This window comes from Hyphococcus sp., from assembly GCF_965267305.1.
GTDB lineage: Bacteria > Pseudomonadota > Alphaproteobacteria > Caulobacterales > Parvularculaceae > Hyphococcus.
In genome coordinates, this window is record NZ_OZ253945.1 from 1,066,412 (window position 1) to 1,082,812 (window position 16,401).

At 60.6% G+C, this 16,401-nt stretch carries 12 protein-coding genes and 2 tRNA genes; 7 read left to right on the forward strand and 7 right to left on the reverse strand.

Going from position 1 to position 16,401, the window contains the following annotated elements; genetic code table 11:
* The first annotated feature begins 72 nt into the window (after positions 1-72).
* From ACQY5P_RS05095 to ACQY5P_RS05105, 3 genes are read left to right on the forward strand one after another with little or no spacing between them, the layout of a single operon-like run.
* A complete protein-coding gene (locus ACQY5P_RS05095) occupies positions 73-1,035 on the forward strand; it encodes a TauD/TfdA dioxygenase family protein (protein WP_428409765.1) in 963 nt (320 codons plus the stop codon).
* 6 nt (positions 1,036-1,041) lie between these two features.
* A complete protein-coding gene (locus ACQY5P_RS05100) occupies positions 1,042-2,670 on the forward strand; it encodes a thiamine pyrophosphate-requiring protein (protein ID WP_428409766.1) in 1,629 nt (542 codons plus the stop codon).
* The gene (locus ACQY5P_RS05105) at positions 2,640-3,971 is read left to right on the forward strand and encodes a spinster family MFS transporter (protein WP_428409767.1); all 1,332 of its coding nucleotides are present in this window, start codon (positions 2,640-2,642) and stop codon (positions 3,969-3,971) included. The genes ACQY5P_RS05100 and ACQY5P_RS05105 overlap by 31 nt, the downstream gene beginning before the upstream one ends.
* A gap of 162 nt (positions 3,972-4,133) precedes the next feature.
* On the opposite strand, the gene ACQY5P_RS05110 is transcribed toward ACQY5P_RS05105, so the two are convergent.
* Genes ACQY5P_RS05110 through ACQY5P_RS05130 form a run of 5 tightly spaced genes read right to left on the reverse strand, consistent with a single transcriptional unit; the run spans position 4,134 to position 10,107 of the window.
* Positions 4,134-4,574, reverse strand: coding sequence for an SET domain-containing protein-lysine N-methyltransferase (locus ACQY5P_RS05110; protein ID WP_428409768.1), 441 nt, complete (start codon positions 4,572-4,574; stop codon positions 4,134-4,136).
* Positions 4,564-6,828: a GNAT family N-acetyltransferase gene (locus tag ACQY5P_RS05115; protein WP_428409769.1), complete on the reverse strand. Its 2,265-nt coding sequence runs from the start codon at positions 6,826-6,828 to the stop codon at positions 4,564-4,566. Before ACQY5P_RS05115 ends, ACQY5P_RS05110 begins: the two co-directional genes overlap by 11 nt.
* Positions 6,828-7,790 (reverse strand): D-alanine--D-alanine ligase family protein, encoded by a 963-nt coding sequence (locus tag ACQY5P_RS05120; protein WP_428409771.1) that lies wholly within the window; start codon positions 7,788-7,790, stop codon positions 6,828-6,830. The genes ACQY5P_RS05115 and ACQY5P_RS05120 overlap by 1 nt, the downstream gene beginning before the upstream one ends.
* 5 nt (positions 7,791-7,795) lie before the next feature.
* On the reverse strand, positions 7,796-8,803 hold the full coding sequence (locus ACQY5P_RS05125; protein WP_428409772.1) for a D-alanine--D-alanine ligase family protein: 1,008 nt from the start codon (positions 8,801-8,803) through the stop codon (positions 7,796-7,798).
* A gap of 14 nt (positions 8,804-8,817) precedes the next feature.
* Positions 8,818-10,107 (reverse strand): KamA family radical SAM protein, encoded by a 1,290-nt coding sequence (locus tag ACQY5P_RS05130; protein WP_428409773.1) that lies wholly within the window; start codon positions 10,105-10,107, stop codon positions 8,818-8,820.
* Positions 10,108-10,359: 252 nt separating this feature from the next.
* Here ACQY5P_RS05130 and ACQY5P_RS05135 point away from each other — a divergent pair, with 252 nt between their 5' ends.
* Positions 10,360-11,103 carry a sulfite exporter TauE/SafE family protein gene (locus tag ACQY5P_RS05135; RefSeq protein WP_428409774.1) on the forward strand — a complete coding sequence of 248 codons (744 nt, stop codon included), beginning with the start codon at positions 10,360-10,362 and terminating at the stop codon, positions 11,101-11,103.
* A 65-nt stretch (positions 11,104-11,168) separates the two neighbouring features.
* On the opposite strand, the gene ACQY5P_RS05140 is transcribed toward ACQY5P_RS05135, so the two are convergent.
* Positions 11,169-11,255: transfer RNA gene (locus ACQY5P_RS05140), tRNA-Leu, on the reverse strand.
* Between the two features lie 555 nt (positions 11,256-11,810).
* Between ACQY5P_RS05140 and ACQY5P_RS05145 the strand changes: the two genes are divergently transcribed.
* Both ACQY5P_RS05145 and ACQY5P_RS05150 read left to right on the forward strand, forming a co-directional pair.
* Positions 11,811-13,058, forward strand: coding sequence for a helix-turn-helix transcriptional regulator (locus tag ACQY5P_RS05145; RefSeq protein WP_428409775.1), 1,248 nt, complete (start codon positions 11,811-11,813; stop codon positions 13,056-13,058).
* A gap of 108 nt (positions 13,059-13,166) precedes the next feature.
* Positions 13,167-15,209, forward strand: a complete 2,043-nt coding sequence (locus ACQY5P_RS05150) for a di-heme-cytochrome C peroxidase (RefSeq protein WP_428409776.1) — start codon at positions 13,167-13,169, stop codon at positions 15,207-15,209.
* Positions 15,210-15,315: 106 nt separating this feature from the next.
* On the opposite strand, the gene ACQY5P_RS05155 is transcribed toward ACQY5P_RS05150, so the two are convergent.
* A tRNA-Ile gene (locus tag ACQY5P_RS05155) sits at positions 15,316-15,391 on the reverse strand.
* A 235-nt stretch (positions 15,392-15,626) separates the two neighbouring features.
* Between ACQY5P_RS05155 and ACQY5P_RS05160 the strand changes: the two genes are divergently transcribed.
* Positions 15,627-16,346, forward strand: a complete 720-nt coding sequence (locus ACQY5P_RS05160; protein ID WP_428409777.1) for an SIMPL domain-containing protein — start codon at positions 15,627-15,629, stop codon at positions 16,344-16,346.
* The last annotated feature ends 55 nt before the right edge of the window (positions 16,347-16,401 follow it).

Below are 16,401 nucleotides of genomic sequence, written 5' to 3' on the forward strand. Positions count from 1 at the left end.
GCGCTTGAGTTATGGGGCGGCGGTTCCCTTCCGGCCGCCGTCCCCCTTTCATCTTCCAAGAGGAGACACCCATTGTCCGTTTCCGCCTCTAATATTGACGCATCTGCAAGCAGTGACAGCCGCACGATCGTTGCCGGGCTGCCCATGCCGGAATTCCACAAAATCGGCGTCGAGCCGATCAGCGGCGCATGCGGCGCTGAAATTTCCGGTGTCGACCTGCGCCAACCGCTATCGCCGGAGGTGCTCGACGAGATCATGCTGGCTTTCGAACATTTCCTTGTCATCGTCTTTCGCGACCAGGACCTGACGCCGGAGCAGCACAAAACGTTTTCTCGCCATTTCGGCGAGATCACGGAAATCCCGCAGGCGCCGACCTATGGCGAGCACCGGGACATGCAGGAGGTCCGCCGTGAAGCGCACGAGCCCGAGAACGTCGTGCCCTCCTTTGAATCATTCCACACCGACAGTCCGTTTTTGTTGCAACCGCCGCTCGGCATCGTCATGCGCGCGCTCGCCGTGCCGAAATTCGGCGGCGACACCGCCTTTTCGAACGCCTATCTCGTTTACGAAGATCTTTCGGACAGCATGAAAGCGCTGGTTGACGGGCTGCAGATTGTGTACTCCGGCAAGCATATCTGGTCCAATAACGAAAAGCTTCCTCCTGAAAAACGCTTGCGCCTGCGTGAATCCCATGACTTCAAGGAAGATGAACTCGAAAACATTCATCCCGCCGTGCGCGTTCATCCGCGCACTGGACGCAAGGCGCTGTTTGCAAACACGGCGTACTTCCAGCGCTTCGTCGGCTGGACTGAGGAGGAAAGCCGGGCGCTGCTGAACTATCTTCAAAGCCTTGCGCAACGGCTGCATTACCATTGCCGGGTGAAGTGGAAAAAGGACACGCTGATCGTTTGGGACAACCGCTTTTTGCTGCATCGCGGCGTTCATGATTTCAAATATGAGCGCCGGCACCTCATTCGCACGACCCTTAAAGGCGAACGCCCCATCGGACCTTCCGACTTCTCGCGAGCAAAGTAAGTCAAGATGAAAGTCAGCGCCGCGATTGCGCATATCTTAAAGTGCGAAGGCGTCGACGTTATCTTCGGCTATCCGCGCAACGCCGTGCTTGAGGAAGCGGCGAAGGCCGGCATACGGCCGATCATCGTCCGCCAGGAACGCACCGGCGTTCATATGGCGGACGCCTTATCGCGTCTGACGCGCGGGCAGCGGATGGGCGTTTTCGCCATGCAGCATGGGCCCGGAACAGAAAACGCCTATGGCGGCGTTGCGCAGGCCTATTCCGAATCGGTGCCGGTTCTTGTCTTGCCGCAAGGGTATGCGCGCCGTCTCGCCTATGTGCCGGACAATTACAACGCCTCGCTTTCCATGCGCGATGTGACGAAGCATGCCGAACCGATAACGGATGCGTCGGAAGTCGCAAACATCATGCGCCGCGCGTTTACGCAGCTTCGCAATGGCCGCCTGCGGCCTGTTCTTGTGGAAATGCCCTGGGACGTCCTTAGCGAAGAAACGCCGGAGATCATAGACTACGCGCCGGTTCCGAAGGCGCGCAGCGCGCCAGCCCCTGACGATATTTACGCCGCCGCCCGTTTGCTGGCCCGCGCCAAGCGGCCGGTTATTTACGCCGGTCAGGGCGTCCACTGGGCTGGCGCCTATGAAGAGCTGCAAAATCTCGCCGAGCGGCTCGCCGCACCTGTAGGAACGAGCCTCGAAGGCAAAAGTGCGTTTGACGAGCGGCATCCGCTCGCCCTCGGCGCCGGCGGCGCGGCGAGCCCGGGACAGCTTCGCCATTTTCTCGATCAGGCCGACATTATTCTGGGCGTTGGATGCAGCTTCTCGGAGACCGCTTTCGGGATACGCATGCCCAAAGGAAAGCGCATCATTCACGCGACGCTCGATCCGGCCGACATCAATAAGTCTGTCGCATGTGAGCTCGCGCTGATCGGCGATGCGAAGCTGACGCTGTCCATGCTGTACGACGCCTGCGCTGAAATGATCGAAGGCGCGCGGGACATGACAGAGACAGCGTTCGAAATCGCCGCACTCGAAAAAAAGTGGATGGCGGACTGGCTTCCCCTCCTCACATCCGACGAAAAACCTTTGTCGCCTTACAGGGTGCTGTGGGATCTGCAACAAGCGGTCGATGTGGCGAACACAATCATCACCCATGACGCCGGCAGCCCGCGCGACCAGCTCTCGCCTTTCTGGAAAACAACCGCGCCTTTGACCTATATTGGCTGGGGCAAGTCAACGCAGCTCGGCTATGGGCTCGGTCTTGCCATGGGCGCCAAGCTCGCCTGCCCCGACAAGCTGTGCATCAATGTCTGGGGCGACGCCGCGATCGGCTTTACGGGCATGGATTTCGAAACGGCGGTGCGGGAGCGTCTCCCGATTCTTTCTGTATTGCTGAATAACAGCGCCATGGCGATCGAACTCGATCAGATGCCGGTCGCCACGGAGCGATTTCGTTCCACCGATATTTCCGGCGATTACGCCGCCTTCGCCCGCGCCCTCGGCGGCTATGGCGAAAGAGTGAGCGAACCGGACGACATTAAACCCGCGATCGCTCGGGCGCTCGCCGCCATTGAAGCCGGCCAGCCGGCGCTATTGGAATTCATGACATGCACCGAAACGCGGGCGTCGAGAATATGACGAACATCTCGACACCCCCCAATAACGGCGCGGGCCAAAAGGATTGGACGCCGAACGCGGTTTACACGCTCGGCTTTCTGTGCCTCATTTCTGTCTTCAATTATCTTGACCGGTCCATTCTCGGACTCGCTTTGCCGCTGATCAAAGCGGAAATGCAAGTGAGCGATGCGGCGCTGGGGCTTGTTTCCGGTCTCGCCTTTGTCCTCTTCTACTCTATTCTCGGCGTTCCCATCGCCTGGGCGGCGGATCGCTGGAACCGCAAGAACATCATTGCAGCGGGCTTTGCTTTCTGGAGCGCCATGACGGTGCTGACCGGCTTCGTGGCGAATATCTGGCAATTGGCGCTAACGCGCTTCTTAATGGGAGCCGGCGAAGCGACGGGCCTCGCGCCGTCGAACTCCATGCTTTCCGACACCTTCAGGACGGAAAGACGGCCTCTCGCCCTGGCGATTTTCAGCCTCTCAAGCTCCATCGCCTTCGTTATTCTGTTTCCGATCGCCGGGTGGATCGCAGAGCATTATGGCTGGCGCACCATGTTTATCTGCGCCGGCGTGCCTGGAGTTATTTTCGCGCTCATATTTTATCTTACCGTGAAAGAGCCTAAACGCGGCGCGAAGGAAAACGCGCCCGCGCGGAAATTGCCGGAAAATATCGGCGCCAGTCTTCGTTATCTTCTCAGCACCAGAACCTATGTGTTCATTCTCGCCGGCGCGACATTTATGGGCGCGAATGTTTTCGCCGCCGGCGCCTGGACGCCGACATTCCTCTCTCGCGTCCACGAGATGAGCATGGCGGACGTCGCCGCCTCTATCGGGCCCATACGCGGGGTTCTTGGCGCTCTTGGCGTTCTCCTCGGCGGTCTGATCATCGATCGGCTCAGCCCGCATCTTACAAGCTGGCGGATAAAAATTCCCGCCATCGCTTGCGCTCTCGCAGGCCCCTCGGAAGCCCTGTTCCTGCTTGGAGAAACGAAAATGGTCTGGCTCTTAGGTTTCGCCGCGACCAGCTTTGTCACCCTCATCCACCAGGGTCCGATTTTCGCGGCCACGATGAACGTCGCTCGCATCCGCATGAGGGCGCTGTCAGTGGCCGTGCTGGTGTTCTGCGCGAGCCTGCTCGGACAGGCCGTAGGGCCGCTGATCGTCGGGGTGCTGAACGACGTCCTTGCACCGCAATACGGCCAAATGGCGATCCGCTATTCCTTGCTGATTATCGCGGTTACGCCAGTCTGCGCCGGCGTGTGTTTCTGGATGGCCGCGGTCAGCTACGAGCGTGACATGGCGCGTGCAATCGAGGAATAGTCTCCAACCCTCTATGAAGAAAAGAGACGCGCGAAGATCGAATAGCGCCTCTCTATCTTCCAAAACACAATCACCTCTGCGATGGCCTGCAATCCATTCAGCGTCAAACTCGGTCAAGCCCGCCCATCGCCGCGACGCCGATTTGCAGCCGTCAGGCCGGTCTCAACGATTGTCGCTGAACCAGAGCGGGCATTTGTAGCGATAGGTGATTTCGTCACCCTCACGAATGGATTTGACCGCGACAAGCTCCGCAATCCAGCCCAGTTTTTCATGGCGGCTCCACCGCATATCGGCGTTGGCGTCCTGCGCATGGTTGCAGAAGCTCATCAAGCCGTAAGCCATGAGCCCCGCTTTCGGATTTTCGGGATGGGCGAAATAAAAATCGCCGATCGGCCGCACGGCGTCGAGCGGCTTCGCCTGTTCTTCAAGAATTTCCACGGTGCAGGCTTTTTCAATCACGGCCCCGGCCTCAATCGCCGTCAAGGCGAACAGGCCGCGCCCCCCGAGGCGGCTGACGCCGGGCGCAGCGAGGCTCGGGCGCGCGCGCCAGAAATTATCGTCGCTGGCGCCCTCGAATTGTGATTTCACAGTTTCAGCGCTCATTGGAAATATCCTTTCTGAAAATAATCTTGTCGTCGCCGGGACGATAGAAGTCCGCGATCTGGACGAGCTTCTTAAAACCGGTCTTTTTGTAGAATGCACGCGCCTTTTCATATGGCGGCGTGGATGAAGTTTCGGCAATCAGAAAAGCGCCGCCCGCCTCCGCCACCGCTTTTTCGGTACGCATGAGGATTTCGGCGCCAAGGCCTTTGCGTCCGGCGTCAGGGTCAACCACAATCCAGTAAAGGTCATAGGCCTTTTCCGCGCCTGGCGTCCGTCCGTAGCAGGAATATCCGGCGAGCCTGTCGCCGCTTCCCGCAAATATAAACTCATAACCGCTCGCCCTGCCCTTTTCGATGCGCGTCTCGGCAAGTTCGCAAGCGATATCGACTTCTTCCGGCGAGAACGCCGCCGTCGCCGTTACCATGCGCCGGATTTCCGGCACATCCGTCGGCCGCACAGCGGCTCGCCAGGACAGCGGCTTGCCGGCGTCGTCTTTCTTTTTCACAGGCGCGCGGTAAGGCGCGATGGCGCCGGCCTTTGACGCAAAGCCTTCAAAAAAGCGGCGCGCATTCACGCCCAGATTCTGAACGCGATAGCCGCCCTCCTGAACGAAGAGCGTGGGCAAGCCCGCTGAAGCAATGATCTCGCCCATCCTGGCAAAATCTGACGCCACATAAGGCCAGGTGCCAGTCGGGTCGCCTTTGGCTGCGTCCAGACCGAGGGCGATAACGAGAAAAGCCGGATCATGCTCGGCTATGCGCGCGAGCGCCCGGTGCAATGCCTTTCGGTGATCGTCCGCCGTAATGGTTTCTGCGAGCGGCAGATTGAGATTGAACCCCGCTCCCTCGCCCCGTCCCGTTTCATCCTTGAACCCGGTGAAATAGGGATAGGCGAAACTCGGGTCGCCATGGATCGACACCGTTAGAACATCGGCGCGCTCGTAAAAGATATCCTGCGTGCCGTTGCCGTGATGATAGTCGACGTCGAGAACGGCGACCCGGCCGTATTCTGATAAATAATTCGCAGCCACCGCCGCATTGTTGAAGTAGCAGAACCCGCCGAAAGCTTTGTGTTCGGCGTGATGGCCGGGTGGGCGCACCAGCGCATAGGCGGCGGGCGCGCCGTCAAGCACCATCTCCGCCGCGGTCAAAGTGCAGTCCACCGCTTCTCGTGCGGCGGGATAGGCGTTTTTGTTCAACGGCGTGAAAGTATCGATGCACCAGTAGCCCGCGAGCACCGATCTGTCCTTGGGCATGCGGCCCGCATTCCTCACCGGAAAGACGTAAGGATAGACGGACTTTCCTTCCGGCGCGTCCTTGCAGGCGCGTTCGATGTAATCGGCGAGCTTCGGATCGTGCACCGCCTTGATCCAGCGCTCCGGAAAATTTTTCGCCGGCGTTTCCTTGAAGAACGCACACTTTGTCAGTTCGGCGAGAATGGATTTCACCCGCACCGGCGCCTCCACATAGCCGCGTTCACGGATGTGGTGGATGTCGTGTTTGTCGTTGACAATAACCGGCAAGGTGAACGCCTTCGGCGCCGTCAGTGCTTCCGCTTTCGCGCCGCCATAACGAGGCTCGCGCAGATGCATGGTCTTGTCGTCGATGGAAGCGAGAACTTTTTCGTTATAGTCTGGCGGGCAAAGATGAGCGTATTTGCGTTCGAGAATGGCCCGAACGACTTTCCGCACCTGCGACGCTTTGGGAAGCTGGAACTCGCCGATACCGTCGAAGACAAGATAAGGGCTATCGGTGTCGCCTTCCTTCACCGGCGTTTCATAGGCCGTGCCCATGATCGGCAGCGCGCCAAAGCGTTCGTAGAATTTCAGCCTCGCTGCGTTTTCCTTACGAAGGTCCGGATTGGGGCTCAATACCGGATCGTCGGGCAAGCACTCGAAATAAATGCCCTTAAGTCCCCTCGCCAGAGCGTGCTCGCGCACATGCGCGTAGAGCGTTGCGCCGAGGCCGCCGCGCGTCTCGCCCTTCGCCGTCGCGATCAGTTCCAGAAACCCGAAAGACAATGCCGGATCGACCAGCAAAATGGCGAAGGCGCGAATATGGCCGCGCCCGTCCTCCATTACGAAAACGTCGGAGACGAATTCGTAGCGGATCGGATCGGCGATCTGATCGGGGATTTTCTCGATGTCGCGCTGCGGCATCTCCGAAAAACGGTCCCGGATAATTCCTTGTATTTCTGCGATGGCGCGCCGGTTGGCGGGCGCCGCCGCATCGCTGAGATGGCGGATGCGAAACATCAGGCGGCGAGCGCAGCATTGACGATTGCGCTGACACCCTCCTCATAAGCCATCGACGCCCGGTCGAGCGCCGCGGCGAAACCGGCGTCAGGCGCCAGACAAGGATTTGCGTTGAATTCGAGAATGTAAGGCTCGCCGCGCTCATCGACGCGGAAATCGACGCGCGCATAACCGGAAAGCCCGCCCGCATGCCAGCAATCGAGCGTCAGCGCACGCAGTTTCGCCGCGAGCTGCGGCTCCTGCTCCTCGATTCCGAAACGGCGGGTCATAAGGTGATAAGATGGGCTCTCCTCATCCCATTTTGCGGCGTAGTCGATGATGGGCGCAACGCCCGGCGGCAGTCCGTCAAACGCCATTTCCGCCATAGGCAACACGCGGGGACCGTCATTGGTTTCCAGAACCGCAATGTTGAACTCGCGTCCCGGAATATATTGCTCGGCGAAGAACTTGCCGCCGAACTTTTCCTCCCGCGCGGCGATTTCGGCGGCCGCCAGACCGCTCTCGACGATGGACTTCTGGTCCATGCCGAAAGAGGCGTGCTCCGAAACCGATTTCACAATCACCTTGCCCTCGCCCGCCGGCGCTTCGCGCAGCCAGTGTTTCGGCGAGGGCAAGCCGGCGGCCAGCAACGCCGCCTTGGACAGCAATTTGGAAGAGGAAACGAGATAGGCCTCGGTTTTCGCGCCCGTATAGGGAACGCCGAAATGATCCATGGCGGCGCAGACCACATGACCGAGCGCGCCATCGCCGCGAATCCCCTCGACCAGATTGAAGGCAGCGCGCGGCCGGCGGTTGGCGAGTTTTTCGACCGCCGTCAGATCGAGGTCGATTTCGATGATGTCGCTGACATAGCCCAGCCTTTCAAGCGCATGCGCGATCACTTGCGCATTGGCAAGCGTATCGGCTTCGTCGGGACGGTCCGCCACCGCCCGGCCGTGAATGACGGGAATGAAGCCAGGCATCGCCGTTACGCGGCGCGCCGCTTGCTTGTGTGGGGCATGGCGACGTTCTGGCGCGCGCAGGCGGAGCGCATGATTTCGCCCATGAGCCAGTCATAGTTGCGGCCGGAAAGATCGGTCAGCATCGCAATGTCCGAAAAGCCCGGTTTCAACCCGGGGATCGGATTGACCTCCAGGAAATGCGGCTCGCCGTTCGCGTCCGAACGCATGTCGACGCGCCCGACGTCGCGGCAGCCGAGCGCCCTGTATGCCGCAAGCGCGCGCTCGCCTGCTTTTTTCGCTTCTTCATCATCCGCAAGCCGGCAGGCGAAATGATCGCCGAAGCTCTGCTTGTTGGCGAAGCCGTAGACGCCGGCCTCCGCATTTTCTGCGATCAGGAGCTCCAGAACCGCAATCACTTTCGCCTGCGCGCCGGAGCCGACGACGCCCACGGTGAACTCGCGCCCAGGCAGATAGCTTTCCGCGAGCACCGGCTGACGGAAGGCTTTGAGCATGCGTGAGGCTTCGGCGCGGAGCGCCGTCTTGGTTTCGACGCGCGACTTGCCGGAACAGCCTTTGCCCGTGCCTTCGGCGACGGGTTTCAGAAAGGCCGGAAACATGACGCCCGCGAGCGACGCCGTGGCGCTTTCGATCACCGCGAAAGGCGCCGTCAGAACGCCATGATCGCGCACGATGCGTTTGGCGACCGGCTTGTCGAGGGTCACCGCCATGGTGAGCGGATCGGAGAAAACGTAGGGCTGATCGAAAAGCTCGCACAGCGCCGGAACCTGCGCCTCACGGGAGCGGCCTTTGAGGCCCTCCGCAATGGAGAACACCATGTCGAAGCGCTCGCCGGCGGCGAGACGCTTCGCCAGCGCCTGCCCACGTCCGACGCGCACGACATTCCAGCCCTGACGCGACAGCGCGGAGTCGAGCGCGTCGATGGTGGCGACGCTGTCAAACTCCGCCGTTTCTTCCTCGGAATACCCGAGCGCCAGATAATCGTCGCGCAGGTCGTAGACAAATCCAAGTTTCATGGCTTGCTCCCCCCCTAGAGAGCGGCGCCCGCTTCGGAGAGCGGGTCGGTATAGCGGTAAGTATTGCCTTCAAAGTTGCGGAGGATGAGATCGTCGCCTTCGCGGCCGACCACATAATCAGGAAGCAGCGGGATCTTGCCGCCCCCGCCAGGGGCGTCGATCACATATTGCGGCACGGCGTAGCCTGTCGTGTGGCCGCGCAGCCCCTCTATGATCTCAAGGCCTTTGGACACCGGCGTGCGGAAGTGAGCGGACCCGGTGATCGGGTCACACTGATAGAGGTAGTAGGGTTTCACCCGGCGCTTCAGGAGGCCGTGCATCAGCGGCTTCATGACGGCGATGTCGTCATTGATGCCTTTGAGAAGCACGGTCTGGCTGCCGAGCGGAATGCCGGCGTCGGCGAGACGCGCGGTCGATTCCGTCACTTCCGGCGTCAGCTCATCCGGGTGCGTGAAGTGGATGCTCATCCACAAGGGATGATATTTCTTGAGGATCGCCGTCAGCTTCGGCGTCACGCGCATGGGAAGGACCACCGGCGCTTTTGTGCCGATCCGGATGAACTCCACATGCTCGATGGCGCGCAGGCGCCCCAAGAGGTAGTCGAGCCGGTCGTCGGAGAGCGTCAGCGGATCGCCGCCGGAAATCAGGACGTCCCGAATCTCCTTGTGGTCGGCGATATATTGCAGCGCCGTTTCCCATTGCGACTTCGAGAACTCGTATTCGCCGCCCGCCTCGCCGACCATGCGCGAGCGCGTGCAATAGCGGCAATAGGTCGAGCAGAAGCCGGTCGCGAGAAAGAGCACGCGGTCCGGGTAACGGTGCACCAGGCCCGGCACAGCCGCATCGTGGTCTTCGCCCAACGGGTCGTCGGCCTCCCCCGGCATCTGGATGAATTCCTGGCCGACCGGAATATGCGTCCGGCGCAGACCGGCGGAGGGACCGTCCAGCGTCATCAGGCTCGCATAATAGGGCGTCAGCCCCATTGGCAGCGATCCCGAACGGCGCGCAACGGCGTCGCGCTCTTCTTCGGTCAACGCGAAAATCCGCTCCACTTCCGCCAGCGACTTAATCCTGTTGCGGACCTGCCAGCGCCAGTCGAGCCAGTCGGCGTCCGACGCTTCGGGAAAGAAGCGGTCGCGGAACGCGCGGGAGCGGTCCGAAAACGGAAACGCCGCCTCAGCGGGGCGGTCGTCATCAAGGGCAACAAGAAAGGGTTTCGGTTTTGAGCCGGCGCTGGTTCGGGGCCGTCTACTGGGAGGCTTAGCGGCCTCCTTGGCCGCTGCTCCCGAGATCAGGATGGTCACCTTAGGGTGGATCTCCATGCTGGAACGGACCGTCGCGCGACCATCGTCGATTCTGTCGTCACAGTTCCAGACAAGCGGGAAGATAATGCGTCCTCGAACTTGCGCAAGAGGAAATTTCGCCCAAAGCGAAATTGTGACTTTCATTGACAAGCTGTTAAATTTATCTCGCTGGCGCGGCGACATTGATCCCTATAAAGAGGAATTGACCGGCCGCCGCTTCCGCCCTGGCCGACTGGGTTTCCCTACATTTTTATGGATCCGACCTTTTCCGCCTTCGTCGCCATCGGCTTCGTCGCCCAGTTGATCGACGGCGCCCTTGGCATGGCTTACGGCGTCGCCTCGACGACCGCCCTCGTCTTCATCGGCGTGCCGCCGGCGGTCGCCAGCGCCAATGTCCATGCGGCGGAAGTTTTCACTTCGGCGGCGTCCGGCGCGTCGCACGCCGTCGCCCGCAACATTGACTGGCGCCTATTCCGCCGTCTGGCGCTCGCCGGTTCGGTTGGCGCGGTGCTGGGCGCCTTTCTCATCAGCTTCATCCACATGGATGCCGCCAGGCCCCTCATCGCCGCCTATCTTTTCATCATGGGACTGGTGGTCATTTCAAAAGCAATGAAGCCGCCGACGGCGCCGAAGCCCGTAGAGAAGGTGCGGCTGCTCGGCTTTCTCGGCGGCTTTGCGGACGCGTCGGGCGGCGGCGGCTGGGGACCGATCGTCGTCTCGAACCTTCTGGCGAAGGGCGCGGCGCCCGCCATCGCTGTCGGCACAGTGAACCTCGCCGAGTTCGTCGTCACCCTTTCGGCGTCCCTCGCCTTTCTGGCGGCGCTTGGCCCGACTTTCGGCAAGGCGGCGCTCGGCCTCGTCATCGGCGGACTGTTCGCCGCCCCCATTGCCGCTTTTGCCGCCAAGCGCCTTCCCAAGCGCGCCATGACGGCGATTGTGGGCGCCATAATCTGTCTGGTCAGCCTGTTTAATTTCCTGTCAGCCGTGAGGGGGTAGTCCGCATGAACGCGGCGGCGACAATCGCGCAGAAAAGGTTTCTGAGACTCTGCCAGGATCTTTGCTGGTGCGGACGGGGGGACTCGAACCCCCACGAGGTTACCCTCGACAGATTTTAAGTCTGTTGCGTCTACCGGTTCCGCCACGTCCGCGATCGAGGGCGCAATAAACCCGTCTCCCCTCGCCATGGCAACCGGAATATTGCAGCGGCGGATGGAGCGCCGGACCGCAGCGGCGTCTGAGTGTTCGCCGGCCGCTGCAGCCACAAACGGGGCGGAATTCCTGGCTCAGGATAAAAGAATCGGGAGGACGAAGTTCCGGATGGGCGGCGCTCCAGCGAGGCGAACCCTGTGCGCCTTATGGATGAATCCGCCACCGCACAGTAAAGCGCGACGGGACATGGTTAAGACCAAAAACAGCTAAAAAGGTCATCGCCGCCGAAGGCGCCGATGGGGCATCCCCCATCTCTCTCCCTGGCGCAATCGGCGGCGATGTTAGCGGCGCGGCGCTGCCCCCCAATAGGCGCGGCCGCATAAAATCAGGGCTGAATGCCGTCTCTCCCAGTGATTCAGCCTGATGAATAAGGAGCAATTAAGCTCTCCGGCCCGGCTTTGTCGTCACCAGAACGGGTGATGGCAGGGTCGCAAGGCCACCTTCTTTTTGATAGGCTCGCTCCCATGTGAAATCGCATCGGGGGCGAGAGCGTTTTGGACGAAGCGTCGATCAGAGATCTGATTCTGGAGATCTACGACACGGCCCTTGAACCGGACCGGTGGCCGGGCGTTCTGACACGCATTTCAGACGCCATGAACGCCAATGGAGCGTTCATTTTTGAACTCAGCGAGCGAAATGACAGAAGGCGCATCGCAGCCCCCTATTTCAGCGACACCTATACGCAGGATGCGGTCGATTATTATCTCGCCACACATAACGATCAGGAAATCGCCGATCAGGACACCTTCGCGCGGCATTCGCGCGCGACGGACGGAATCGATCTTATTGGCGATGACGTGCTCGCGGAAAGCGAAGAGGAATTGCTGGCCCGCGCCAATACGCAGCAATTGCTGGAATTCGGCATCCGCTATCGCGCCGGCGCGCTGCTGAACAAAAGCGACGTCAATGTGGACCGCTTCGCGATCCAGTTTTCCGCCGATCACGGGCCGATCACCCAGGCCGAACGGCAGACGATGAGCATCATCCTCCCCCATGTGGCGAAGGCGCTGAGCATCAACCGGCCGACGATCCAGCTTGCCAGCCGGTATGAGAATGTCATCCAGAGCCTCGACATGCTGCGCGTCGGCATCTGCATCGTGCTCCCTTATGGCGACGTCATTTACAAGAATCAGGAATTCGACCGGCAGATTGACAAGTTCGGCGTTTTCCGCGTCAATCATGACGGACGCCTCGCTTTCGCAGCAGAGGAGTGCGAAAGCGGCGTCGGCGCCTATATGCGGGATCTTTTCGTACATGGCCGTTTCGGCGCGCGTCCCTGGAAAGAGGCGATCGTCTCCGCCTCTTCCAACGATGATCGCTGCCTCTGTCTAGAAGTCTCGCCGCTGTCGCGGCAAAACGATATTATCGGCAGGAACAAGGGCGCGCATCTGATTTACAGTCTCGACACCACACAGCCCTTCAGCATCGACACGCCGGCCATCGCCAAGCGTTACGAACTGACGGCGGCGGAGGAATCGATTCTCGATCTTCTGGCCGAAGGCGCAACCAATGCCGAAATCGCCGCCAGGCGCGAGCGCTCCATCGAGACCGTGAACTCCCAGGTGAAATCCATTCTCGGCAAAACCGGCACCCATAGCCGGGCGAAGCTTATTCGTCTCGCCACCAATATGAGTTTCGGGATGCTCCACTCCGAAGCCGCGCAAAAGCTCGGTTTTCTTTACGCAGAACGCGACGCAGACGTCCCCCGGATAGGGGATGGCGTAAAACACGAACTCACCTAGTTTCGCACAGGCGGGGTGAGGAAGAACGCCGCGCCTCAACGTCTGATTCGTTGCGTTTCATAATTCGCGTAATTTTTACAAAAACCATCATGAAGGGGCCTCTGGATCATGATGCTCATCTTTCGCGCCGCAGCGTTATCTCTCGCGCTTGGCTGTTTCGCCTCCCCCGCTTTTGCACAGGACCTCGCCGACGATCCGGCGGTCGGCGCCTGCGACGGGGATTTTTGTTATCTCGATCAGGGATGGACAACCACCCTCCGCAACAAATGGTACAATGAATCGCAAGGCTCGCGGCTGTTGCCGCTGGCTTGGATGCGGGCGCTGGAACAGCCGGCGGGGCGCGGCAAGTTCCTCGATCCCGCTTATATGTCGGGCTTCGGCTATCTGACGGCGCGCGCCGGCGAACAGAACAGCGATCCCGCCTTGCCGCTCGGTTTGGTGGCTGATCTTGAAGCCTCGAAAAAAGCCAACATCATGTGCGGCGCCTTTCCGGAAATTTGCAAAGGGGGCGTCATGCGCGAAGCGTGGCTCGGCATGACCTGCGCCGCCTGTCACACGACCGAAATCGTCCACAACGGCAAGAAGCTGCGCATCGATGGCGCGCCGACGCACGCCGATTTCTATGAATTCCTGACGGCGCTCAACGTCTCGCTGCGCGTAACGGCAAATGACGAGGACGGAAAATTCGGCCGCTTTGCCAACGCCGTTTTAGGCGCCGACGATACGCCTTCCGCGCGCGCTCGGTTGAAAGCTCAACTCGATGAGCTCGTCGCCTGGCAGAACTTTGTCGAAAACTTCAACAAGACCGAAGCGGTTTACGGGCCCGCCCGGCTCGATGCGCAAGGTTACATCCTCAACAAGATCGTCGCCATTTCCGGCTCAGGCCAGACGACGGACGACACGCCCGCCGACGCGCCGTCGAGCTATCCGTTTGTCTGGAACACCTCGCAGCAGCAAAAAATCCAGTGGAATGGCATCGCCGCCAATCAGAACTATGAGAAGACGGATCGCAGCGGCGTGGCCGATTACGGCGCCATGGTCCGCAACACTTCGGAAGTGATCGGGGTATTCGCCCATATCGAAACCAAGAAAAAGCCCTGGATCCCTTTCTGGCCAGACAGTTACAAATCGAGTGTTCGCGACCGCAGTCTCGATGATCTGGAGCGCTGGCTGACGGCGCTGGAATCCCCGCGCTGGCCCGCCGCCCTCTTCGGCGAACCGGAGCCGGTCTTCACGGTGAATGGCGAGACCCATGACGGCGCCACGCTCTACGCCGAACACTGCGCAAGCTGCCACGCCTTGTTGGCGGCTGACGAAATCAACACGCCCCTGCCCGCTATCTTCGAAGACGATCCGTCAGCGGCGAAGTTCATCCGCATGTCTACTATTGAAGAAATGCAGACGGATCTCCTCCTCGCCTGCAACACCTATCTCCATGAATCCGAGCCCGGTAATTTCAATGGCCGCAAGACATTCTGGATCAAGGGCGCCGCCATCAACGGCGAGGAAAACAAGACCGCCAACATGCTGACCAATGCGACGCTCGGCGCGCTCTTGAACAAAGCGGGCAGCATCATCAAACGCCGCATTGAAGATGTCGCCGTCGCGGTGTTCGGACGCCGCCGCCCGGTGCTCGCGGGGCCGCCGGAGGAGATCGTTTATCTTCCCGGCGTCACGGATATGTCCGCGAAACGCCGCGTCGAAGCCTGCCTCACCGAGCCGCATATGGATGAGAATGGCGGCCCTGAAAAACCGGCGGCGAATATTCGCGCTTACAAGGCCCGTCCGCTGAACGGGATCTGGGCGACGGCGCCCTATCTCCATAATGGCTCCGTGCCGACGCTGCACGATCTTCTGTTGCCGTCGCGCGTGCGCAACACCGCGCCGGCGGACTGGACGCCGCCGCAGCGCGTCGCCCCCTCCGTCCTCGCCGGCAAGTTCCGTCCCGAAGAATTCTATTTGGACTTTTCAAAATTCGACACGGAGCGCGTCGGCTTTGCGCAGCAACAAGCGCCCGGCGCCTTCAAATTCGAAATGTGGAAGTCGGCGACGGAGCCGATCCCCGGCAATTACAATTCCGGCCACGATTATGGCGTGGAGCTGAACGATAACGACCGCAAGGCGCTGGTTGAATATCTGAAGACGCTTTGAAAAGAAGAATGATCGAACCGGTTTTTTGAAGCGGCCGACTGGCCGCCAGGCGGTCAGCCCGCCCCCGCGGAGGACATCGCGTAGCATTTGTCCGCGAGTGATATGATGGTGGGCCCGGAGGGATTCGAACCCCCAACCTAGCGGTTATGAGCCGCCAGCTCTAACCGTTGAGCTACAGGCCCTTTAAGCGCCCTTAAAGGCCGCCCAAGAGGAAGCGCCGTCTTAACAGCTATCGCCGGAGGGTGAAAGACTGGGGATGGACGACGGTGCGAGCGCCCGTCTGCGGCTGGCGTCTCACCGCCCATCACATGAACTTGAAGGCGGCCCGGCGTGTTGACATATTCCCGTGCAATCGCCGCCATGATTTCGCCGCGAGCGGACTTCACACCGACACCACCATAAAAAGGAGCCAATCCCATGCGTTCTATCCCCTTTCCCGCAGCGGCCGCCGCTTTGATGATCGCAGGCTGCGCCGCCCCGACCGCCAGCGCCGCCGATCCCGCCGACGCACAGCGCACCATCACCGTCACCGGTGAAGGCCGCGCGGCGGCTGCGCCCGATATGGCGTCGATCACCATCGGAGTCAGGACCGACGCGCCGAACGCCGCGGCCGCTCTGCGCCAGAATTCCGCTGACATGACGGCGACAATCAAAAAGCTGAAAGATCTCGGCGTCGCAGACAAGGACATTCAGACGTCGGGCCTCTCCATCAATCCGCGCTACAATTACGAACAAAACAGATCCGAGCCGGAAGTCATCGGATTTACCGCGTCGAACAATGTCACCGTGCGTTTGCGCGACCTTTCAAAAGCAGGGTCGGTGATCGATCAGGCCGTGCAGACCGGCGCCAATTCCCTGAACGGGATTTCCTTCTCGTTCTCCGATCCGAAACCGCTCTATGAAGAAGCGCGCCGCGACGCCGTCGCCGATGCGAAGGCGAAAGCGGCGCTCTTGACGGACGCGGCGGATGTGCGCCTCGGCAAGCTGCTGTCGATTCAGGAAGGCTACGCCCAGCCGCCGCAGCCGAAAATGTATTCGGCCCGCATGGAAATGGCGTCGGATGCGGCGAACGTCCCCATGGAGGCGGGCGAATCCGAGGTCAATGTCACCGTCTCGCTGATTTACGCTATCGACTAGCTATAACGGACCTGGTTCTTCTCCGATCATCCCGGCGAAAGACAGGATCCAGAGC

What these genes read in the sequence shown, in the direction of transcription:
- ACQY5P_RS05135 (WP_428409774.1), top strand. Translation starts at nt 10,360, where the DNA reads ATGGATCCGACCTTTTCCGCCTTCGTCGCCATCGGCTTCGTCGCCCAG.
- ACQY5P_RS05160 (WP_428409777.1), top strand. Translation starts at nt 15,627, where the DNA reads ATGCGTTCTATCCCCTTTCCCGCAGCGGCCGCCGCTTTGATGATCGCA.
- ACQY5P_RS05125 (WP_428409772.1), bottom strand. Translation starts at nt 8,803, where the DNA reads ATGAAACTTGGATTTGTCTACGACCTGCGCGACGATTATCTGGCGCTC.
- ACQY5P_RS05100 (WP_428409766.1), top strand. Translation starts at nt 1,042, where the DNA reads ATGAAAGTCAGCGCCGCGATTGCGCATATCTTAAAGTGCGAAGGCGTC.
- ACQY5P_RS05115 (WP_428409769.1), bottom strand. Translation starts at nt 6,828, where the DNA reads ATGTTTCGCATCCGCCATCTCAGCGATGCGGCGGCGCCCGCCAACCGG.
- ACQY5P_RS05120 (WP_428409771.1), bottom strand. Translation starts at nt 7,790, where the DNA reads ATGCCTGGCTTCATTCCCGTCATTCACGGCCGGGCGGTGGCGGACCGT.
- ACQY5P_RS05105 (WP_428409767.1), top strand. Translation starts at nt 2,640, where the DNA reads ATGCACCGAAACGCGGGCGTCGAGAATATGACGAACATCTCGACACCC.
- ACQY5P_RS05150 (WP_428409776.1), top strand. Translation starts at nt 13,167, where the DNA reads ATGATGCTCATCTTTCGCGCCGCAGCGTTATCTCTCGCGCTTGGCTGT.
- ACQY5P_RS05110 (WP_428409768.1), bottom strand. Translation starts at nt 4,574, where the DNA reads ATGAGCGCTGAAACTGTGAAATCACAATTCGAGGGCGCCAGCGACGAT.